Genomic DNA, 22,281 nt, shown 5'->3' with positions numbered 1-22,281 from the left:
AAAACTATGGCGGTGTCTAAAATGAAATTCGCGTATACCATGCCTTTAATTCTGGGAACGCTATTATTTTTTTCAGGGTGTTCACAAGAGGAACCTGACAATAATCAGGGTAAAAATGTCGTAAGGATGAAGATAACAAAACCGACCAAAGATATAAAAACTGAAAAAGATGTAAATATAGGGATAGCCGATATTGTCCAAAAGGACATTGATCAGAGAATCAACCAGGAAACTGTTCAAGTGGATGTCCTTCCTGCCACAGAAACAGGTGAATATGTGACTGAAGAGGGGGATACCCTTTCAGGCATATCAGGGAGGGCCAATATCAACAATAACCCCTTGAAATGGACCTTTCTGTACAGAAATAATGTTGAAGCTTTATCCTCAATAAAGGGCAAGGGGAATCTCTATGAAAGACCCCTCCCTGCGGGTATCAGATTAAAGATAACATCCCCTGAAGAAAAAAATAAAAACCTTGATGCAATGCAAAAGGCATATTATACGGTCAATGCACTCTCTTCTCCGAGCCTTGAAGAGGTCGGACCGCATGCTGTAAAACTGATAGAGGCCGGTTATTATGTATATATAGCCAACGTAATAGTCCGTGAAAAGGCCTATTACAGGCTAAGGGCCGGGTTTTATAAAACCCGCTCGGAAACGGGTATTGAAGGCGAAAAGATTAAAAAGATATTAAATATAACCGATATCTGGACAGCAAAAATAGATGATGCGGAATTCTCTGAATTCGGAGGATACTAAAAAAATATGGAAAAGAAAAAAATCATTTTAGGTATCACCGGCGGTATTGCTGCCTATAAAATACCAGAGCTTGTAAGGATATTCACCAAAGCGGGGCATGATGTAAGGGTGGCGATGACAAAAAATGCAACATGGTTTATTGCGCCACTCACCTTTGAAGCGCTTTCAAAAAACAGGGTTATCACCGGGATGTTTGAGGGCAATATAGACCCGCTTGCACACATTTCCTGGGGTCAGGAGTCTGACCTTGTAATCATAGCACCAGCCACTGCTAATTTTATTGCGAAGGCAGCCCATGGTATTGCGGATGATTTCTTAAGCTCAATGGTAGTAGCAGCAACTGCCCCTATGCTTATATGCCCTGCAATGAACAGCAAGATGTATTTAAACCCCATCACACAGGAGAACATTAAAAAGCTTAACAACAAGGGTTATGTTATAATGAAGCCCGGGGAAGGAGAGCTGGCATGCAATACAGAAGGCCAGGGAAGGCTTCCTGACCCCGTTGATATTGCAGAGCAGGCATTTCATATCCTTGAAAATAAGGACTTAAAAGGGCTTAAGATAATGGTCACTGCTGGGCCAACCATTGAACCCATTGACCCGGTCAGATACATAACAAACAGGTCTTCCGGTAAAATGGGTTATGCCATTGCGCATAAGGCTGCCATGAGGGGCGCAGATGTAACACTCATAAGCGGCCCCACAAATATAAAACCTCCACTGGGCGTAAACCTTATCAGGGTAAATACAGCAGAGGAGATGATGGATGCGGTTTTTGCGCATCGCGCAGAGATGGATGCTATTATAAAGGCAGCGGCTGTTGCTGATTTTCGCCCGGCCTTAAGTAGCAACCAGAAAATCAAAAAGAGTGAGGAGGATATCTCTATAAAACTTGTTAAAAACCCTGATATCCTCTCTGAACTTGGGATATCAAAATCAAAGCCCGGCCAGATACTTGTAGGATTTGCCGCTGAAACAGAGAATATCATGGCAAACGCAAAGGAAAAACTGGCAAGGAAAAATCTGGATATGATTGTTGTGAATGATGTAACAGCGAAGGATGCCGGTTTTGATGTGAATACAAACAGGGTCACCCTTATTTTCAGGGATGGCGCGGTTCACGAACTGCCCCTTTTAACAAAAGATGAGGTAGCTGATGAGCTTCTTGACAGGGTCAGGATGATCAGGGGAAAAGATAATGAGTTACACTGCTGAGCTGTGTCAGATCATAAAACAGACTAAAACCATTCTACAGGGTGAAATAGACTCAGGCCTGGAACTGCCTGAGCTTAAGGCGCCTGCCATAATCAAAGAGGCACTGATTCCAGCGCCTTCCACACCGGTTATTGAGACACTGAATGACTTAAGAAGCTCCATAGGCGATTGCAGGCTATGTAAACTCTGCAACGGGAGAAAAACAATAGTATTTGGTGAAGGGGCAGAGAATGCCTCAATCATGTTTATAGGCGAAGGCCCGGGCATGGATGAAGACAGGGAGGGGAGGCCCTTTGTTGGGGAGGCAGGGCAGCTCCTCACAAGGATCATAGAAAAGGGGATCGGTATAAAAAGGGATCAGGTCTACATTGCCACTGTAGTAAAATGCCGACCGCCTGAAAACAGGGACCCTGAAAAGGATGAGATAGAGGCATGTATCCCCTTTCTTAAAAAACAGATAGAGATTATAAGACCAAAGGTCATATGCACCCTCGGCAGGATAGCAGCAAGGGAGCTTTTAAAACGTGATTTCAAGATAACCATGGAAAGGGGCAGGTGGCAGACATATGGCAACATCCAGCTTATGCCGACATACCACCCGGCCTACATCCTTCATAACCCCGGCAGTGAAAAAAAACTAAAGGGGGAGGTGTGGCAGGATATACAAAAGGTAATGTCCCTGCTCGGGATCAAGGTTAAAAAAAGCGGCTGATTCAGGCCTGAGGGATTGCAATAGAAGTCCTATTATTATAATGTGCAGTATCTAATTATTCCTGGGATTTATATTTAACAGGGCATTGGCACCATAAAATAAATAAAAAGGAGTATTAAGAAATGGCAGAAGAGATAAAAAATGAAGGAGCACACCCGGAAGCAGAAGAAAAACCCCTTGATAAGATGACAGCCCCGGAACTCAAAGAGATCGCAGCCACGATCCCCGGAGCAACCGGAGTTACTGCCATGAAAAAGGAGGAACTGCTTGCGCTTATCAAGAAGCACAGGGGCATAGAGGATGAGACGCACGCACAAAAGGCAGAGGCGGCCAAAAAGAGCTTGAAAAGCAAGCTAATCGACCTCAGGGCATTAAAGATAACTGCAAGGGAAGAAAAGAATAAAAAAGAGGTGGATATCCTGAGACGCAGGATAAACAGGCTGAAAAAGAAGACCAGAAAGGCGGGATAATTTTATATAGCACCCGGCCTGAAAAAGAGATGGATCATAGAAGCAGGTTATCAGGAAGGCTTAGCCCTGTGCCTGCTTCTTTAATTTAAAATTGAGGAAATATGATCACTATTGCCATAATACCCGCCGCAGGAATGGGCGTAAGGATGAATGCAAAGGTGCCCAAGCAGTTTATTGAGCTTGAGGGTAAACCTCTTCTCGCTATCACCCTTGAAAAGTTTAATAGCTGTCCTCTTATAAATGGCATTATCCTTGTTGTGCCTGCCAATGAAATAAATTTCTGCAAAACTGAAATCGTCATGAAATATAATATCAGCAAGGTGATCAGGGTAACCCCTGGTAGCGCGAGGAGACAGGACTCGGTAAGGCTGGGATTACAGGCAATAGACCGGGAATGCGATGCAGTAATCATCCATGATGGCGTCAGGCCATTTGTCTCTCCTGACATCATAACGAATGCAATAGAGGCTATCAGGGATGAAAGGGCGGTTATTGTGGCGGTTCCTGCAAAGGACACAGTTAAAAAGGTAAACGCTGAGGGTTTTGTGGTTGATACCTATGACAGGAAATTTATATGGCAGGTGCAGACACCACAGGTATTCAGGTATGATGATATCTGTAATGCCCATAAAAAGGCAGAGGCCGAGGGATGGGATGAGGTTACTGACGATGCAATGCTCATGGAGAGGATGGGCATACCGGTAAAGGTGGTGCATGGTTCGGATGAGAATATAAAGATAACCACACCGCAAGACCTTGAGTATGCAGAGTTTTTGTTGGGTAAAGATGAGTAAAAATAATTCTATAAAGATAGGCACAAGGGGAAGCAAACTCGCACTCACCCAGAGCAGCATGATCAGGGAGATGATCATGAGGCAGCACCCTGAAATAAAAGTTGAACTCGTTATTATCAAGACAAAGGGCGATAAGATAATCGATTCCCCATTGAGCAAGATCGGCGGTAAAGGTCTTTTTGTAAAGGAGATAGAGGAGGCGCTACTTGATAAGAGTGTGGATATTGCTGTTCACAGCATAAAGGATGTACCTGCTGAATTGCCTTATGGTCTCTCCATACCATTTTATCCTGAGAGGGAAAACCCTGCGGATGCATTACTCTCAATAAAATACAAAAGGTTTCATGATCTGCCTAAAAGCGCAAGGGTGGGGACAGGGAGCTTAAGGAGATCATCCCAGCTCCTGAATAAGAGACCTGATCTTGAGATTGTAGCTATAAGGGGTAATGTGGATACCCGCATTAAAAGGCTTGAATCAGGGGAGTTTGATGCGATAATCCTTGCAGCAGCAGGGCTGAACAGGCTGGGGCTATCATCAAAGATAACAGAACTTCTTTCTCCGCCGAAATATATCCCGGCAGTGGGTCAGGGCGCCCTTGGAATAGAGGTTAGAACAGATGACAGAGAAGTAAACAGTCTACTGGAATTTTTAAATCATAATGAAACAGCACTTGCAGTGAGGGCAGAAAGGGCGTTTTTACACAGGCTTGAGGGTGGGTGCCAGGTGCCCCTTGGCGCATATGCATTTATTGATAAAGATAGGATTGTGATCCACGGCATGGTTTCAGAGCTTGACGGATGTATGGTTATCAGAGATTCTCTGACTGGTAGTATTGAACAACCTGAGCAGGTTGGTGAAACCCTTGCAGCAAGGCTTCTTGCAATGGGTGCAGATAAGATACTTGCCGAAATTTATGGCAGTTAATAGTGATAATAGGAACAGTATATGGCTGAAAAAATAAAAAAGGGAATGGTTTACCTGGTGGGCGCAGGGCCTGGTGACCCTGGCCTTCTTACTATAAAGGCAAGGGAATGCATAGAAAAGGCCGATGTGCTGGTGTATGACTATCTTGCAAATTTTTTATTTCTTGAATATGCACATCCTGAAGCGGAACATATTTATGTAGGCAAAAAGGCCGGTGACCATACAAAGACACAGGATGAGATAAACAATATCATATGTGAAAAGGCCCTTAATGGTAAGACCGTTGTAAGGCTCAAGGGGGGTGATCCATTCATATTCGGCAGGGGTGGCGAAGAGGCACAGGAGCTTTTAAAGGCAGGGGTTTCATTTGAGATTGTCCCTGGTATAACCTCTGCTATAGCGGTGCCAGCGTATGCAGGCATACCTTTAACACACAGGGATCACACCGCCACTGTTGCATTTATCACAGGTCATGAAGACCCTTCAAAGGGGGAGTCCAATATTGCCTGGGATAAACTTGCCACAGGGATAGGCACATTGGTCTTTCTCATGGGCATAGGCAACCTTAAAAATATATCTCTTGAACTGATTAAAAACGGCAGGCCATCTCACACCCCTGTTGCAGTAATTTACAGGGGCACACACCCTGAGCAGAAGACAATAACCGGCACTCTTGAAACCATTTATGAGATATCCCAAAAGGCAAATATCAAACCGCCAGGGATCATAGTTGTTGGTGATGTTGTGGGTTTGAGAAAGGAGCTTAACTGGTATGAGAACAAACCCCTGTTCGGTAAAAGCATAGCGGTAACAAGGGCAAGGGAGCAGGCGAGCAGCTTTATGGCGGGTTTAAGGGAACTTGGTGCGAACTGCATAGAGTTTCCGACCATCGAGATAAGACCACCTGATGACTGGGCGCCCCTTGATGACGCCATTAACAAGATCAGGGATTATAACTGGCTCATCTTTACCAGCGTGAATGGCGTAAAATTCTTTTTTAAAAGGCTCCTTGAAAATAAAAAGGATGTGAGGGCATTAGGAGAGATCAAGGTATGCGCTATCGGGCCAAAAACCGCTGATGCAGTAAAAGGGTATGGCATCATGCCTGACATGGTGCCCCCTGAATACAGGGCAGAGGCGGTGATAGAAGAGTTCAGGAGAATAAAGAGGGATAACCTTAAGATACTTTTGCCAAGGGCAAAAGAGGCGAGAGAAATACTACCTGATGAACTCAGAAAAATGGGTGCAGAGGTGGACGTTGTGAATGCATATGTTACCATCATGCCTGAAAACAGGGTGGCTGATATTTCAAAGATGCTTGAGGCAGGCGAAATAAGCATGATTACATTTACAAGCTCCTCCACTGTAACCAACTTCATGGGTATGTTTGAAAAAAATGCGGATCAGGTAAAAGAGTGGCTTAAGGATATTGATATAGCATCCATAGGCCCGATAACATCCGAAACAGCAAAAAGGCTTGGGTTAAAGGTTACAGTAGAGCCGGAGAGTTATACAATAGATGACCTTACAGAAGCTATTTTAAAACAATATTCATGATACAGCCTCCACCGTATAAAAAACAATGGATATTTGGCTAATATGTTGAATATGGCTATTAATAATGTTATAAATCTGTTCATCCCTGACAAATCAATATGATATTTCAAATACAAAAAAGGAGAAAATATGAAGACTATCAAATCCGCATTCCTTTTTACCATAGCTGCTTTATATTTAACCATCTTCAATCTTACACCGGCATTTGCCTCATTTTCCCTGGAGGACCTTACCGGAACCTGGTACGGTCATTCACTTACAGTCGGAAATGAAGAAATTTGGGAACATATGGCCCTGACGATTAACAGTCAGGGCAATGTAACATCGGCTACTCATACCAATTCAGGCGGTGAAACAGAAACAGAATATGATGTTGCAACGCTATCCATTTCCGGCAGCGGTATTATCACAGAGGCAACAAGCGAGAGCCTCAATGGTGTAATGAGCCCTGATAAAAGTATTGTGGTGTTCACAGAAACCTGGGATAGCAATGCCTACGCCCTTACGGTATTAACAAAAAGTGGAGCATCATACTCTCAATCTGACCTTGCCGGGACATGGTACGGGCATGCAATTATAACGGGTGCTGGAAAAGGATGGGAATACGGCACTTACACAATTAACAGCCAGGGCAACATTACCTCGGTAACATTTACCAATTCTGACGGTGAAACAAAAACGGAGTACAATGTTGCGGTAATCAGTATAGCTGGTAATGGTCTGTTTTCTGTTTCAGGAGATGAGAATCTGCATGGTGTAATGACCCCGGATAAAAATATATTAGTATTCACAGACACCTGGGATGATTCTTCATATGCTATGACAGTAATGGCAAAAGGCGGAGGCACTTTTGCTTTATCTGACCTTCAGGGTTACTGGAAAAGTTATAGTCTTAGCTCAGGAGCATCAAATGGGTGGAGCTTATCAAACCTTTCAATTAATGATCAGGGAGTTGCAGTTGTCCAGTCGACTGACTCTGAAGGGGGTTCAGATTCCGGTTCTATCACTCTCTCGATTACAGCAGATGGAATTATAACAACACCTGCAAGTTCATCTCTTCGCGGGTCAATGAATCTAGACAAGGATATTATTGTAGTCACAGAAACAGAAGGGTCAAATAACTATGTCTTAACAGTACTTGTAAAAAGCACTGCACCGGCTCTTTCCGCCACCTTTTCAGCAAATCCCGAAACAGGTAAAAGACCTCTGCCAGTTACATTTACAGATTCCTCCTCAGGTGATATATCCGGTTGGTTATGGGATTTCGGTGACGGCTCAACAAGTACAGAGCAAAACCCTGTCCATACCTATTCCGTCCCCGGGAAATATACTGTGAGTCTCACTGTAACAGGAGTAGGTGGAAGTGACTTCTCATCAAGGACAGACTATATAAATGTAAAGGCGCGGAACGGGCTTGAATGGCTTTCTATTTTACTTGAAGAATAGGCTTTCATAGTTTTCTTTCAAAAATATTTACTCTTGTCCCCTCTGCCACTCAGGGGAAGAGTAAATAAATCCTCCAGACGATACCGCTCCTATTACTTATAAAACAGGCGACAAAAGAGATAATAAAGGCAATGTGCTCAAATTAACTGAAGACAAAACGATTACTGAAAAAATTAATGAACTCGAATATCACCTTGGCGCGGCTGAAGAAGAGGCTGATATAGCAAATAAACAATTATCTGAAGAGTTGACCCAAAAAGAGGAGTACAGGAAGGCAGTGAAGAGTCTAAACCAGGGCTTATCGATTCCATGTATAAAGGGAGACAGGGTATTTACAGTGAAAATCTTTTTGACAACTCATCAACCTCAAATAATCAAAAAGAGACCATGCAAAGGTCACTCCAAATGACTAAACTGACTAATGAAAAGTACCTGGAGGCTGCTCTCGGCATCCTCTCCCCCGAACAGCTTGAGCAGTACAAAGCATATCTCTATAAAAGAACAGAGATGATGGAATCTTCAATGAAAATCAGCAATTATTTGGATGGTGAATAAAAGCAAACCTCCGTGCCCTCTGTGTCCTCCGTGGCATATAATATCGCTGCATTTTTATTTAAGGATACTTTTTAGCTTCTCCCAGTTCAGGCTAGCTATAAGCTTTTGTGTATACTCTTTCTTTCCTTCAACAGTGATAACATAACTCTGGACAGTAGTGTGGGGCAGGTTCTTTTTATTGAGCTTGAATATATATGCACCATTATCTATAGAACTGCTCCAGTCGCCCATAAAGATAATGACCCTGTCTGTTCTTTTATTTTCACCCTCTTCAGTATCATGATAATAAAAGGTCTTATAACCCTTGACAGGTGATATCTCTTTTACAAGGCTTTCACTATATTCATCAGTCAGGGCATTAACTTGAATGCCTGCGTGAACTTTATAATAGTCTTCAGATGGTGTAGCATTTACAGCAGGCGCATACCCCTTATTTATCTCCTTTGCTACAGCCTCAAGCTCCTGAGCAAGCCTGCCTATCGCATCCAGGTCATTCTTTTTTGCAGCCTGCTCCATTTTAGCGGCAATTTCATCCTTCTTTTTCATCAATGTCTGCATCTTAGGGGATGTGCTGATATCACCGGTTACTGTATCGGCAATCTGCTGCATCTTTTCATTAGCCTCAAGCTCCAGTTCATCATTCACCCAGCTCCCGTAAAAGCCGACATTTAACGGCCATTTCTCAATGCCAACACCCATATCTTCAGGCTCATAGGGCTCGGTTGCATCTCTTCTGTCAAAACCGGCGAATGATTCCGGTACCGCGCCTGAAATAGTCTCAATAACAGCCCTGGTAAAAACCTTTTCAGCCTTTGTTGCAGGACGTATCTCACCTCCATCAGCATATAAATAACTTGAAAATGCTAATATAATCAAACCTACTAAAATCTTTTTCATGATATCTCCTTATAGTATACAGGTTGTGTTATGTGTTGCCTTAATAAATAAACAATAACAGCACCTGCAAAAACCCGCGGAAAAGTATTATAGATATGCCTCACCGCTTCTGACCATCCTGTATTACACCTCACCACCTTCATGTGTAAAATCAGCGACAACACCATTACTCAAACAGATAACAGGGAAACCTCTCTTCTGATACAACCGGCCTTCTCGCCCTCTTAACCGCCTTTAATAAACGCACAAATGCGGGGAGCGGGTCATTAACTATCAGTATCGGGCACTTGCATTTTTCTATAAGGCTCTTCATTGCCTTCATGGTGGGGCTGTTATAAACGCAAAAACAGGCCACCGTGAGATCAACATCAGGTATACCTATTTCACCATAACTACCCTCTATTTTTTCAAAATTGCTGATACCGTTTTGTAAAAGCTGCCGTGCGCAGTAATCAAGGGCAACAGGGGCAAGATCATTAATATAGAGCTTCTTTGCAAGGTTTCCTACCACCACCGCCTCAGCGCCGATCCCTGCCCCTGCAACAAATATATCTTTGTCTTTGAACAGCTCAGGGACTTCATGGACAAACCCGCAGAACTCCTGTGTAAGCCCCCATCTGCGGTCATAATAGACCTCCACGCCCGAATCCATTTCTCCTATTATGTCCTTTTCTATCTGCGGGTGATCAAAATCAAGAAGGTAATATTCATTACCGTTAAAGGCATGTGTTGTCCAGATGGAATCTTTCATTTTCAATCCTGTTTAAACCTGTAAACAGACAGATATAAACCTGTCATGGGTGTTTTTTTATCATTGCAACAGTAGCAAATCTCCCTGTTATACCCTCGCCCCTGTATGAGTAGAACAAACCGGTATTGCATCTTGTGCATATACCGGCCTTTTCTATGTTCTCCTTCTTAATGCCCGAATCCATGAGCTGTTTCTCAGTTATGGCCCAGAAATCAAAGTGGGCATTACCATGCATAAAATCCTTGAAATGAGGCGGAAATATCTCTTCATAGGTGATGAATTCACTACAGCATGGTCCAAGCGAAGGGCCGATTGCTGCATGTATATTTTTTGGATTGGAACCAAAACAAATGCACATCTTTTCGACTGTCTTACCCGGTATGTTTTTCACACTACCTTTCCAGCCCGAATGCACTACAGCCACCACCTTTTTTAATGGATCAAACAGGATAAGACCCTGGCAGTCCGCCTGTTTCACCATAATCGCCATACCAGGAATATCTGTAATAAGGGCATCCGCCTCATACACCTGTTCAGGCACCTCTGATAATCCTTCTTTAAATGATATGATCGTATCACCATGCTGCTGATTCATATATATTACCCTGTCAGCGCCAGTATTATCCCTGATTGATAAAATATTTTGGTCAACAGATACAGGGTCATCACCTACTTCATAGCTCACATTAAGGTTATTGTATGGTGGCCTGCTTACACCACTATTCCGTGTAAATACCCTGTGGGTCAACTCTTTATACAAGGATAAGCCTTGGTAACAAAAATAAAAACAATCGCCCTGTGAAGCTTCATTAATATCTCTGTTATTTTTGTCAAATTGGATAATCATACAGGAGAGGTATAAATACTTGAGGGTCCGGGTAGATACCATTACGACACAGCCTGCCTTATTTACCGCTGCTTCCTTCCGGACCTGACGGGGTTCATAAGCGTCTGTCACGAGTGGTCCACCCGGACTCGCAAATATTCAAGGGTTTATATTTTCTTTATCCCGGTTGATAGTAACCTCAAGGACATTTAGCCAGAGGATATATCAAGTTCCTTAGCTTAGGAAATATCAACCCTTTCCTTGAGCTCTTTACCTACTTTAAAAAACGGGAGTTTTTTGGGCGCCACATTGATGATCTCACCTGTCTTGGGGTTTCTTCCCTGATACCCTTCATAGTGTTTGATCTTAAAGCTGCCAAAACCTCTGATTTCAACCCGTTCTCCATTGGCGAGTGCCTTTTCCATATCACCAAAAACGGTATTGACGACCTCCTCAGCCTTTTTCAGGGCGAGGTCTTCTTCTTTAGCCAAGGCCTCAATGAGTTGTGACTTGTTCATAAATCTCCTGTCTCCAGTTTCAACAATTTATATAAAAAAATCTAACCGCTTTAAACGGATATGTTTTGAAAAGACCAAAGATAATTAATCGGGCCACCTAAGTCAAGATTTTACTTGACCGAATATTTAATAACCCAAAAGCCTAAAAATAATAAAATGAAAATACTGTATGTTTCACATAAAATCAAGTAACTTGACGATAAATAAAACACCATTAAACAGCCTCAATAGTGGATGGCGGTTTGGTTGCAATATTGTATGTAACGCTTACAATACCTGGCACCTCGTTTATTATTTCGTTGGCAAGCTTTTCAAGAAGGTCAAAAGATAACCTCGTGGGTGTTGCAGTACGGGCATCCACGCTGTCCCAGCATCTCACCTCAATCTGCTGGCCGAAATCACGTTTGCCATCGCGCATGCCAGTAACTCTGTCCTCATGGAGTATCCCCATATACTGAAAAGCGCCGGAGTTCTTAAGCCATTTTTCAACTACAACCGTTGCCCTGCGAGCCATTTCTACCCTTTCAGGGGTTGCCTCTCCTATTACCCGCGCGGCCAGTGCTGGCCCTGGAAAGGGAATACGATCAAAAAGAGCCGAAGGCAGGCCCAGCGACTTCCCTATCATCCTGACTCCGTCTTTACGCAGCTGTATCATAGGTTCAATAATGCGGTAACCGAATGTCTTCTCAGGATCAATCCCCAGCTGTTCAAAGACATTGTGCTGACGTTTAATGCCTGCAACAGTCTCATCCACGTCTGTAAGGATGGTACCCTGAAGGAGAAATTTTGCCCTGCTTTCCTTTACAATCCTGCCAAACACCTTTTTATAAAAGGCATCCCTGATTGCCTCTCTCTTTTCTTCAGGGTCAGTCACACCTTTAAGCTCAGAAAAAAATACATCCCTCGCATCAACTACCTCCACCTTTACACCAAGTGCCTTGAAAAAGGCCACCACCTCTTCCGGTTCTCCCTGGCGCATGAGGCCGTTTTCTATAAATACAGTCCTGAGTTTATCACCCAGGGCACGATGGCCCAACATTGTCACTGTAGATGAATCAACCCCGCCTGAAAGGGCGTTTATTGCCATCCCCTCTCCTACAGTATCCTTGATTTCTTTTATCTTTTCATTAATGAATTTTTCAGCATCAAGGTCCTGGACTTTTATCTCGCTGATCATGCTCTATCCTCCATTTGTAACTATTGCGATTATGTCGGCTTTTCTTAACATAAATCCAATAAGAAATCGACTAATAAACAAGTTTACTAACACCCTTTTAAGTACCCATTACCGAACCGGATCCTTTAGAGGATCGGTGATTTGTGGCGAAGTATTGTCCAGCGGGTTAGGCATCTCTTGTGTTTCCTCTCCCACCTCTTTATCGTGATAACCGGTAGCTGAAACCTGATCGCGTTTGCTGGCTGCTTGCGGCATTTCAACAGGCTTTGCCTTTTTTGGTTTATTTATGATGCTTTCTTTAGATGTTTCCTTCGGTTTTTGTGCCTCCTTGGCCCCAGCGTTGCCTACAATAAATACCATCAGAAACATACACACCATCACCAGCAAATATAATCTCTTCATAATCTTTTTTCTCCTTTCATAAAGTTTATTTCTTAAGGGTTGTTACGTTTGTGGCAGAATATTAACTTATATCTTTTTTCATTACTCCTATTTAACAAAAACCTCTGTGGTTGGCCTAACTATTCTGGAAGAATGGTTTTCACAAGAATCGTGGATGTTCATGCGCCCTCCGCATGAACATCCTGTTGTGATTAGAAAATCAACTATCTTCTTTACCTGTTACCCCTGCTGTACCCGCTCGGAGAAGCACTTGGGCCTGGACTGTAAGTCTCAATTCGCGAACTGCTTGAAGAGCTGCTTGAGACGTTTGAAGGCGCGGATGAGCGATATGCAGGACTCGGCTGATAGTTTTGCCTTACTGGTGCATTTTTAGGAACGGCATAGCTGCCTGAGGAGCCGGATGAGGGATTCACAGTGATCGGCTGATAGTTTTGCCCTGTTGGCGCATTTCTAGGAACGGCATAGCGGGGTGTTGACCCTAAATTGCCCCTGGTATATCCCTGCCCGTTTATTAACCTTCCATGTTCTACCCCTCCACCTCCGCCGCCACCACCCCCGCCGTCATAGTAATAGGGGGGCCATGTCCAAAGCGGATAGTACCATCCATAGCCGGAATACCAGCCCAGGTATGAATACCCATAAGGGTAACAGTCATATGGAGCCCAATGCCAGGGAAAGTACCTGTAGTTATGGGTGCAGTAATTATAGGGTCCGGGGAAATAATAATATGGTTTAACCTCTGTTCCCTGAGCCTGTGACATTGCCTTACCCTGCAAATTGAATTTATCTGGGAATGAAAGGGCCACCATAATATCAATCACCCGTGATGGTACCTTTAGATCTGCCAACTCTGCAATTTTTTTTGAATTGATGGGAAAGGGTTTACCGGTCTCTAACAGCGCAGCCTCCAGCACCTCGGATTCAACCTTGCGGCTGAGTTCGATAATCTCTTCGATAGAAAAGCTTTTTCCTGCAGCGCTCCTGGCAGAGCTGATGCGGTTCAGCGCATTTGCACCCGGGATTACAGAATCGCTGTCAACATTGCGGTATTTTCTTGTATTGGTAACTAAATCCTCTCCATTATGCAACAACTGGATGTCCAGCCACTGTCCCTTTTCATCAAAAATTGACATCCCTGATATCTTGCGGGTCGGGTCATTCTGGCAGTTCGATTCACTGTTAAACAGCAGACGTCTTCCGTTTTCAGACCATGAGTACTGATACCAGCCCGTACATTGGTCCTCTGTAATTTGATGACGAAGCCCATCAACTATTATTTTTTCCTCTGCTGAGAGCTTTCCATCCCTGTACCCTTTCATGGTCAGGGAGTTTTCACTGTCACCAGGGCCTATAGTCAATAAAAATTCCTGTACCAGTTCGTTCTGGTCTGTGCTGGCCCCGCTGGAAAGCAGACCCCATGACCCGATCCAGGGCAAAAGCCGTGTATCGAGTTTTTCGTAGCCTGCAGGATCAAGCTGTTCTGATGCACTGATCGCAACCGGTGCAGATATCAATAGCATTAGAACAACTCCAAACAAAAACAGGCAGTATAAGATGGTATTCACAATTGACCTTGCAGGATTTTTCCATTGTATGGAATTTTCTGTTTGGCACCCTTTTATTAAATGGTTTTTTATCGAGTACATAATATACCTCCATTAAAAATGCCACTGAATGCCGGTTGTAAAACGAATCCCGTCCAGGTCAATAGGATCAAATCCTGTAAAATCTCCACTCATTGTGTCATCCGCCCATGAATACCTGAAATCCAGTGTCAAGTAGAGAGACTTATAGATATTGTAATCCACACCGCAGCCCAGGTACATGACCCACACATTATCGGAAGATTTCAGGACAGCAGGAAATATCTCCATTGTTGAGTAATCAATAAAATCACCGGCCTGCTCAAATTTATAATTCAGGATGCCTGCTCCGGCACTTAAGTATGGAACAATACGGGATGGAATCCAGGTATACTGTCCAATCTGGCGTCCCCTGGGGACAAGTAAATACCTGATGCCTGCTGTTATGGGTGTTTGAGAAAATTTTGTGCTCTGAGTAATAGGAAACCCATGATCATCAACATAGTCTCTGAATTCAGAACTTTTTGTCTGCTCTGATATATCAAGGCTAAAAACCAGATCGAACCTTTCATGAATACTGAAACCCAGGTCAACACCAAAATCCCAGGTATCAAAATCACCCTTTTCAAGTGTAAGCTCCTTTGTAATCATATCAAAAACACCGCTATCCGTACCAGGGAAAAATGCGCCCAGCCGCAATCCAAAAAAGGCCCTTGGTTTCTGGAAAAGAAAATCAGCTTTAGTTTGATCGGTACCCTCCTGTGCTCTTAAATCCAATGACCCTGGTAACAGGGGATAGAGAAATAGAAATGAAAATACAAAAATAGAAACACGAAAAATGCTGTGGAACACGATATTACTTTTATTTTCTGATTCTTTTGTCTTGTATGTCATTTTGATATTCCTCCTTTTCAAACAGGTTTGATTTTACCAAATCACTTTAAAAACCCCATCCGAAGAACTCGACCGGCCTCCATTACATATATCGCTGTATCAGGCGCCAGAATTTACTGCTATTTTAATGCAGAAAACCGCATCTGTACACATCAATTTTTTTACAGATTATTTACAGTAAAAAACTGTACTTAAAATATAGGGATTACTGAAGCGATAACAGGTAGGTCCTAAGATTATTTTTTTTCTTAAGGCCCAGTTTTTTTCTGAGATTCGACCGGTGCGCAACAACCGCCCTCTCTGTTGAGTTAAGGATTTCAGCTATCTCCTTGGAGGTTTTCCCTTCCTTTAGAAGATTGGCCACCTGCATTTCTCCAGGGGTGATACTCAAATATCTCGAGGAAAGTCTCTGAGAAAAAGGAGAAATAATCTGCTGCAGGCCGGTCTCTAAAAGTTCCAGATAACTTTGCTGACGTTCGGTAAGGGTCCCTTTTTTAAGCTTAGTGATATAGGGAACCATCAACTCCTTAACATTGAGAATAACATTCTGCCCAATATCCTCTTTATCCTTATCCCTTCTTTCAAGGAGCACCTTGAGCGCTGTGTTTACCTCCTGCAGATCAAGGGTTTTTTCCTGAAGGGCCTCATTGGATTTTCGCAGCTCTTTAGTCCGCTCTTTTACACGCTTTTCTAATTCGTCATGTGATTTTTTAAGTATCTCTTCCATTTTTCTGCGTTCGGTTATGTCCCTTGCAACCTGTATAAATCCGTTGACTTTGCCATCCTGCAGTATAGGATTATAAGTGATTTCAAAATGTCTGAGATCATCGTCGGTAATAGGATATGAATATTCTATTTTAAATTCTTCACCATTTAATGCCCTTTTATGAAGGTTATCCAACAGGGCAACCTCTTTTTTATCTGCTAAAAATTTATGAGGTTTCATGGTCGCATTTAAATCTATCCCAAGTGCTTTTTTTGCTATCCTTTCAGCGGATGAATTAAACAGCGCCGGAAAGCCATCCTTATCCCTGATAACTATATAGTCACTTGTATTTTTCATGATGGCTTTTAAATATTCCTGAGACTGTTCAAGCTCCTCCTGCACCTTTTTTCGTTCAGTGACATCCTGAAATATAGTGGCAAATTGCCTTTCTTCCGGCTGATAAGCTGAAATCACATGGTGTTGACCTGTATCTTTGGCATAATATTCGAAAGAGACAGGCTCCCCTGTCAGGGCAACCTTGCCAAAGGTCTCGATCAAAAAGGGGTCTGTGTTTGGGATTAGTTCCAGTACTGTTTTACCAATGATATCTTTGTCCCTGTACCCTGTTAATTTATTAAAGGCAGGGTTTACATCAATAAAACGATAATTGACAGGCTTGCCATTTTCATCACAAATAATCTCATGAAGTGAACATCCATCAAGCATCTTATCAAATAATGCATGGTACTTGCGCTGGCTCTCCCGAACCGCCTCCTCTGCCAGTTTTCGCTCGGTGATATCAACTGATATCCCGTCCCAGTGTACATCCCCATTTTCCATCAATTGAGGTATTGCTTTTGACTGAATCCATCTTACCCCGTTATCAGGGCCTATAAGCCTCCAATCCAATGACAATTCATTCAGGGTTTTCAGGGACTCCTCAATTTTTGATCTTACAAGTTCGATGTCGTCCGAATGGATACTCTTACCCATAATAGCCGGGCTTTTCATGAGCTCTTCAGGTTTATAACCGGTATATTGGTATAACTGATCATTAAAGTAGGGGACTGAAAATGAACCATCACTGTGTGCCACAAACTGGAATAACATCTCAGGGACCTGGTTGGCCATTTTGCTGAGCCTGGCCTCTTTCTCGGTCAGGGCCTCAATCGTTTGTCTGCACCTTAAAACTTCCTCTTCTAAATCCCTGACCCTCTTTTCCAATTCTTCACAGGTTGGTTTTTCTGTCATGGTATCTCCAAATTAGAGTTCTCAGTTTTTCAAATCAACACAGTAATACCAATCTTGAATAAATGAAGTTTAATTATCCTGTATCTCACTTGAAATGCCCTTCTCAAAGGTGCTCCAGCCCGAATTCATTCCGTATGGCGCCCTGTGGAATATGGCCTCAATGCGGCGGATCTGGCCGTTTTCTATCTTGAACAATTCTGCAAGCTGCCACGTCCAGTGGATGAAATCATGATCAAAGAATCCAAAGGCAAAGACTATACCCTTTTCCCTGTCCACTGCCACAAAACGGCGGTCGCGAATGCGTGTAACTATACCCTTTACCCCCTCTTCAAACTGCTTTTTACAGGCAGTGCGGCTCTTCTCACCTGTCTCCTTGTTTGTATTTAAGAGTACATCCACCCCATTCTCAAACCGGACACAGTCATCTGTAAATGGGTAATAACCCTTTCCATCGTTATTTTCGAGCCCGGTAAAATAATAGTTTGCGGTTTTTATAAGCTCTTTCCTGCTCATGCGTTTATCTTCCGGTATGGTTTCTTTAAAAATCGGGTGTGGCGCCCCCATTGCCTCAACAGCCGGGCCTGTTGGCGGAAAGTCATTATTACTGCTATTAACGCTGTCCGGCCTGACCACGATCTGCTCTATTTCAGTGATGCGGTTATTGCTTATCTTAAGACGCAGGGCAATGGCTGATAAAGATTCGTCGCCTCCTCGCACACCCTTTTCACGCACAGTACCCAAGAAAGCCACCTGCTGAGCCTCCACATCAGGCACATAGAATTTATAATTGCCGATACCGCTCATGCTGTACCAGAGCCCTTCATTTCCAAATGGCAACCGCACCCCGTCTTCTGTAAATTTCAGATCAGGCGCGAACATATCAGGATTTGTATCCTGATCCCGCATGGCAACAAGGTATCTGTCCACCCATTTTTCAAGACAGGCGCGATCACAGGTTTCATCGGATTTTGAATGGGCAGGGATGCAAAAAACTATAAAAAGACAAAGTACAATTATTTTTTTGAACATTGGTTTTATCTCTTATTAATAATGGCTGCACATAAAAAGATTATTTTAAATGGTTTAGCTTAATGATAACTTAATTTATTAAGGATAGCATTCTGTGTCAACATAATTGTCCGGGATTATGCAGTAGTATTTTATTGTGGACTGCTTCCGCCATAACACCATCTAACAGCAGGGCACCCTGAAAAATATCATATATCCTTAAGCAATATGTTTGCTCCGGACTTTGCGGTGATACTGTCAAGCTCAGCGTAATACTCCTTAATCTTTTCCAGCTCATCAGAATCAGCATAGATGATGCTGTTATCCCCAAGCCTTTCAAGTGCCGCAATTACATCATGGATTGTAAGCCCCCCTACGTCCCTTGCAGGCTGATAATAGGTCAGCTTTTCATCCTTACCCTTTGTTTCGGAAAGCACATTACACTCTACCAGATCGGACAGCAGCCTGTTTGTAAGCCTTACAGGGAGCTCAAGTGCATCGGATATCTGTTTTCCTGATAAGGGGCTCTCACCTTTTACAAAATTCTGGACACACATCCCGGCGATTCGTATAGCCAGCACCATTTTTAATGCAATGCTCACATTCTCAGATATGGCCTCCATCTCATATTTATCTACATTCTGGTGAGCAAAGGCAATCTCCGCGCCAAAAAGCACGATAAGCCAGCTTACCTGGAGCCATATCATGAAGAGTGGTATAACAGCAAAACTGCCATAGATCGCCCCGTACTTTGCAGCCCCTATCTGCATAGAAATATAAATAACCTGCCAGAATCCATACATGGTACCTGCTGCAACCCCGCCAATCACCCCTGATTTATACCTCACCCTTGTATTGGGCATATAGCTATAGAGAAATGTAAGGAGGAGCCATATTACAAAAAAGGGCACTATTTTAAATGAAAAAAAGATCAGGGGGCTTATAGACCCCAGCAGGGTGATCTTTTCAGTAATGAGAGTTACCTGAGTCTTGATAAATACTGTAGTGCTGCTGCTCACGATAAAGAGGATTGGAGCTATAAAAAGGACAGAGAGATAATCACTGAGCCTGCGGCTGAATGACCTTGAATGGGGCACCCCCCATATATCATTGAATGATTCCTCTATGTTTTTTAAGAGATTGAATACAGTATACAACAAAAACAAAATACCTATGCCAGCGATAATGCCACCCTTTACCTGCTCAAGCATCCTGTCTGCAAACCCTATGATGAATTTAAGAACCTCCTCCTGCCCCTTCATTTTTTCAATGATCTCTTTTTCAAGCACCTCCTGCATACCAAACCCCTTGGAGATACCGAATGCAAGGGCAAGTAGCGGGACAACAGACATCATGGAATAAAAGGTGAGGGCCTTTGCCCTTAAGCTGCACCTGTCCTCATTAAACCCTTTATAGGCAAGCACTATGATTTTTAAGGTTCTGATAATAAAAAATTTTGTGGAAGAGATATCCTTTGGCCGTAAACTCCAGAGATCCTCCTTCAAAAACCTGATAACAGCTGCAAACCCCATATTCATTGCTCCTTATCGAAAAAGCAGTTTTTCAAAATAATGAAGCGTCCATGAAAGCCTTGAAAAAGAGAGCAAAAACCCGATTAATACCCCTGCAATATTGGCGAATATATCATAAAGGCTCATATCCCTGTAACCTGTCTGCCCCTGTATAATCTCGATCACAATCCCGAGTACGATAAGGATTAAGCCTATAATATAAAGCTTGTCACGCCCGTAACAGAGCCCGAACCAAAACATGCATACTGCATATGCTATTGTATGCAGCACCTTATCAGATGCGGAAAAGGGGGTAACCTCATCCGGGTTCGGGATAAGTGAAAGGACTATAATAGAGATGATAATGAGATATGCTATTGCACGCCACAGATTACTGTATCTCAACACCCTCTCTTCTGATATAGCCTCATATGTACCTGTACTTCTATCTCTTTTATTATTTCCCATGTTATTATCAATATCCGATCATATGTTCTGTGACTTCTGAACCTTTTCCCAGGTATCCTTGAGGGTGACTGTCCGGTTAAAGAGTACCCTTTCAGGTGTGGAATCCTTATCAACACAGAAATAGCCGAGCCTCTCAAACTGAAAGCCTGCGCCTGCCTCAGCATCCTTAAGACTGGGTTCAAGCCTGCACGGAGCAAGCTCCTCAAGGCTGGCCGGATTCAGAAACTCCTTGAAATCATGACCTTCAGGGACATCCATTGGGTTTTCTTTTGAAAAAAGGTGGTCATAGAGCCTTACTCTTGCCTCTATAGCATGTGCAGCAGAGACCCAGTGGATTGTGGCCTTTACCTTTCTTCCATCAGGGGCATCCCCTCCCTTTGTAGCAGGGTCATAGGTGCAGTGAAGTTCAATGACCTCCCCTGTATCAGGGTCTTTTACAACACCGGTGCAGGTTATAAAATAGGCATAACGCAGCCTTACCTCCCGTCCAGGAGCAAGCCTGAAATATTTTTTCGGAGGTTCTTCCATAAAATCCTCTTTTTCAATATAGAGCACCTTTGAAAAGGGTACCTTCCTTGTACCCATTGATGGATCTTCAGGGTTATTGACCGCCTCAAGTTCCTCTGTTTTATCTTCAGGATAATTATCAATTATAACCTTTAACGGACGCAAAACACCCATCACCCTGGGGGCCTTTTTATTAAGTTCTTCCCTTATGCAGTGTTCAAGAAGGGCAATATCTATCATGCTCTCCCTCTTGGCCACACCTATCCGCTCGCAGAAATTCTTTATGGACTGCGCTGTGTAACCCCTTCGCCTCAAACCCGAAAGGGTTGGCATCCTGGGATCATCCCACCCGCTTACATAGCCCTCATTAACTAGCTGTAATAGCCACCGTTTACTCAGAACCGTATAAGTCAGATTAAGCCTGGCATATTCGATCTGACGCGGGTGGTAAATCGATAGCTGGTCAAGGAACCAGTCATAAAGAGGCCTGTGATCTTCGTAATTAAGGTCGCATATGGAGTGGGTAATCCCCTCTATTGAATCGGACTGGCCATGTGTCCAGTCATACATGGGGTATATGCACCACTTGTCGCCTGTGCGGTGATGGGTTGAATAGAGTATCCTGTACATTACAGGGTCACGGAGATTGATATTGCCTGATGCCATATCTATCTTTGCCCTGAGCACCCGTTCACCCTCCTTGAACTCCCCGTTTCTCATTCGTGTAAAAAGATCAAGGTTTTCTTCAACCGTGCGGTCTCTATAAGGGCTGTTTTTACCGGGCTCAGTAAGTGTACCCCTGTATTTGCGTATCTCTTCAGGTGAGAGATCATCAACATATGCCTTGCCCTCTTTAATAAGTTTTACGGCCCATTCGTAAAGCTGATCAAAATAATTGGATGCATAAAAGAGGTTATCGCCCCAGTCAAAACCAAGCCAGTGTATGTCTGTCATCTGGCTCTCAACATATCTCTCCTCTTCCTTAACAGGGTTGGTATCGTCAAACCTTAGGTTGTACTTGCCACCGAATTCCTCTGCCAGGCCGTAGCTGATACATATGCCCTTTGCGTGCCCTATATGAAGAAACCCGTTCGGCTCAGGAGGAAAGCGTGTGTGGACGCGTCCATTAAACCTGTTACTCTCAGTATCTTCCTTTATCGCCTCCCTTATAAAATTTGTAGGCGTCTTTAATATTTCTTCAGACATGATTTACTCCTAATTGCAAATTATTATTTTAATCAGCGCCCATCAAAAAAGGTTTTATTTCTGATTGAAATCTAATAATGACACAATAGGCTGATTTAAATCAAGCCTCAACTTGACCCTGGCCCGATAAAAAGAATCAT

General features: G+C 43.3%; 23 protein-coding genes and 1 other RNA gene. 10 read left to right on the top strand and 14 right to left on the bottom strand.

Annotation, left to right across the window (positions count from 1 at the left end; translation table 11 throughout):
• The first annotated feature begins 21 nt into the window (after positions 1-21).
• The 10 genes from GX654_02330 to GX654_02285 all read left to right on the top strand — a co-directional run bounded on the left by GX654_02330 (position 22) and on the right by GX654_02285 (position 8,436).
• Positions 22-759, top strand: coding sequence for a hypothetical protein (locus GX654_02330; protein NLD35684.1), 738 nt, complete (start codon positions 22-24; stop codon positions 757-759).
• A gap of 6 nt (positions 760-765) precedes the next feature.
• On the top strand, positions 766-1,977 hold the full coding sequence (gene coaBC / locus GX654_02325; protein NLD35683.1) for a bifunctional phosphopantothenoylcysteine decarboxylase/phosphopantothenate--cysteine ligase CoaBC: 1,212 nt from the start codon (positions 766-768) through the stop codon (positions 1,975-1,977).
• Complete coding sequence (locus GX654_02320; GenBank protein ID NLD35682.1) at positions 1,961-2,689, top strand: uracil-DNA glycosylase; 729 nt, start codon at positions 1,961-1,963, stop codon at positions 2,687-2,689. The genes coaBC and GX654_02320 overlap by 17 nt, the downstream gene beginning before the upstream one ends.
• Positions 2,690-2,811: 122 nt before the next feature.
• Entirely contained in the window at positions 2,812-3,159 is a 348-nt protein-coding gene (locus tag GX654_02315; GenBank protein ID NLD35681.1) for a transcription termination factor Rho, read from the top strand.
• A gap of 101 nt (positions 3,160-3,260) precedes the next feature.
• Positions 3,261-3,953 carry a 2-C-methyl-D-erythritol 4-phosphate cytidylyltransferase gene (ispD, locus tag GX654_02310; GenBank protein ID NLD35680.1) on the top strand — a complete coding sequence of 231 codons (693 nt, stop codon included), beginning with the start codon at positions 3,261-3,263 and terminating at the stop codon, positions 3,951-3,953.
• Positions 3,946-4,878 (top strand): hydroxymethylbilane synthase, encoded by a 933-nt coding sequence (hemC, locus tag GX654_02305; protein NLD35679.1) that lies wholly within the window; start codon positions 3,946-3,948, stop codon positions 4,876-4,878. The genes ispD and hemC overlap by 8 nt, the downstream gene beginning before the upstream one ends.
• A gap of 33 nt (positions 4,879-4,911) precedes the next feature.
• On the top strand, positions 4,912-6,435 hold the full coding sequence (gene cobA / locus GX654_02300; protein NLD35678.1) for a uroporphyrinogen-III C-methyltransferase: 1,524 nt from the start codon (positions 4,912-4,914) through the stop codon (positions 6,433-6,435).
• Between the two features lie 129 nt (positions 6,436-6,564).
• Positions 6,565-7,881, top strand: a complete 1,317-nt coding sequence (locus tag GX654_02295) for a PKD domain-containing protein (protein ID NLD35677.1) — start codon at positions 6,565-6,567, stop codon at positions 7,879-7,881.
• A gap of 133 nt (positions 7,882-8,014) precedes the next feature.
• Complete coding sequence (locus GX654_02290) at positions 8,015-8,290, top strand: hypothetical protein (protein ID NLD35676.1); 276 nt, start codon at positions 8,015-8,017, stop codon at positions 8,288-8,290.
• On the top strand, positions 8,287-8,436 hold the full coding sequence (locus GX654_02285) for a hypothetical protein (protein NLD35675.1): 150 nt from the start codon (positions 8,287-8,289) through the stop codon (positions 8,434-8,436). The genes GX654_02290 and GX654_02285 overlap by 4 nt, the downstream gene beginning before the upstream one ends.
• Positions 8,437-8,490: 54 nt before the next feature.
• Here GX654_02285 and GX654_02280 read toward each other — a convergent pair whose 3' ends face one another.
• The 14 genes from GX654_02280 to GX654_02215 all read right to left on the bottom strand — a co-directional run bounded on the left by GX654_02280 (position 8,491) and on the right by GX654_02215 (position 22,141).
• Positions 8,491-9,333: a hypothetical protein gene (locus GX654_02280; protein ID NLD35674.1), complete on the bottom strand. Its 843-nt coding sequence runs from the start codon at positions 9,331-9,333 to the stop codon at positions 8,491-8,493.
• Positions 9,334-9,499: 166 nt separating this feature from the next.
• Positions 9,500-10,084, bottom strand: a complete 585-nt coding sequence (locus GX654_02275; protein ID NLD35673.1) for a hypothetical protein — start codon at positions 10,082-10,084, stop codon at positions 9,500-9,502.
• Between the two features lie 43 nt (positions 10,085-10,127).
• Positions 10,128-10,844: a peptidoglycan editing factor PgeF gene (pgeF, locus tag GX654_02270; GenBank protein NLD35672.1), complete on the bottom strand. Its 717-nt coding sequence runs from the start codon at positions 10,842-10,844 to the stop codon at positions 10,128-10,130.
• Positions 10,845-10,957: 113 nt separating this feature from the next.
• An RNA gene (ffs, locus tag GX654_02265) (signal recognition particle sRNA small type) lies at positions 10,958-11,055 on the bottom strand.
• 94 nt (positions 11,056-11,149) lie between these two features.
• A complete protein-coding gene (locus GX654_02260; protein NLD35671.1) occupies positions 11,150-11,428 on the bottom strand; it encodes an integration host factor subunit beta in 279 nt (92 codons plus the stop codon).
• A 214-nt stretch (positions 11,429-11,642) separates the two neighbouring features.
• On the bottom strand, positions 11,643-12,605 hold the full coding sequence (locus GX654_02255; protein NLD35670.1) for an ExsB family transcriptional regulator: 963 nt from the start codon (positions 12,603-12,605) through the stop codon (positions 11,643-11,645).
• Between the two features lie 108 nt (positions 12,606-12,713).
• Positions 12,714-13,007 carry a hypothetical protein gene (locus tag GX654_02250; GenBank protein ID NLD35669.1) on the bottom strand — a complete coding sequence of 98 codons (294 nt, stop codon included), beginning with the start codon at positions 13,005-13,007 and terminating at the stop codon, positions 12,714-12,716.
• Between the two features lie 212 nt (positions 13,008-13,219).
• Positions 13,220-14,527 carry a hypothetical protein gene (locus GX654_02245; GenBank protein NLD35668.1) on the bottom strand — a complete coding sequence of 436 codons (1,308 nt, stop codon included), beginning with the start codon at positions 14,525-14,527 and terminating at the stop codon, positions 13,220-13,222.
• 138 nt (positions 14,528-14,665) lie between these two features.
• Positions 14,666-15,484: an outer membrane beta-barrel protein gene (locus GX654_02240; protein NLD35667.1), complete on the bottom strand. Its 819-nt coding sequence runs from the start codon at positions 15,482-15,484 to the stop codon at positions 14,666-14,668.
• Positions 15,485-15,689: 205 nt separating this feature from the next.
• Positions 15,690-17,441, bottom strand: coding sequence for a PAS domain S-box protein (locus GX654_02235; protein NLD35666.1), 1,752 nt, complete (start codon positions 17,439-17,441; stop codon positions 15,690-15,692).
• A 69-nt stretch (positions 17,442-17,510) separates the two neighbouring features.
• The gene (locus tag GX654_02230) at positions 17,511-18,470 is read right to left on the bottom strand and encodes a hypothetical protein (GenBank protein ID NLD35665.1); all 960 of its coding nucleotides are present in this window, start codon (positions 18,468-18,470) and stop codon (positions 17,511-17,513) included.
• A 188-nt stretch (positions 18,471-18,658) separates the two neighbouring features.
• Entirely contained in the window at positions 18,659-19,981 is a 1,323-nt protein-coding gene (locus GX654_02225; protein NLD35664.1) for a YihY/virulence factor BrkB family protein, read from the bottom strand.
• Positions 19,982-19,993: 12 nt separating this feature from the next.
• Positions 19,994-20,428 carry a VanZ family protein gene (locus GX654_02220; protein NLD35663.1) on the bottom strand — a complete coding sequence of 145 codons (435 nt, stop codon included), beginning with the start codon at positions 20,426-20,428 and terminating at the stop codon, positions 19,994-19,996.
• 18 nt (positions 20,429-20,446) lie between these two features.
• A complete protein-coding gene (locus tag GX654_02215) occupies positions 20,447-22,141 on the bottom strand; it encodes a glutamine--tRNA ligase/YqeY domain fusion protein (GenBank protein ID NLD35662.1) in 1,695 nt (564 codons plus the stop codon).
• Between the last annotated feature and the right edge of the window lie 140 nt (positions 22,142-22,281).

The organism is Desulfatiglans sp. (assembly GCA_012513605.1).
Classification (GTDB): Bacteria; Desulfobacterota; DSM-4660; order Desulfatiglandales; family HGW-15; genus JAAZBV01.
This window is presented reverse-complemented; position numbering and strand designations above follow the sequence as displayed.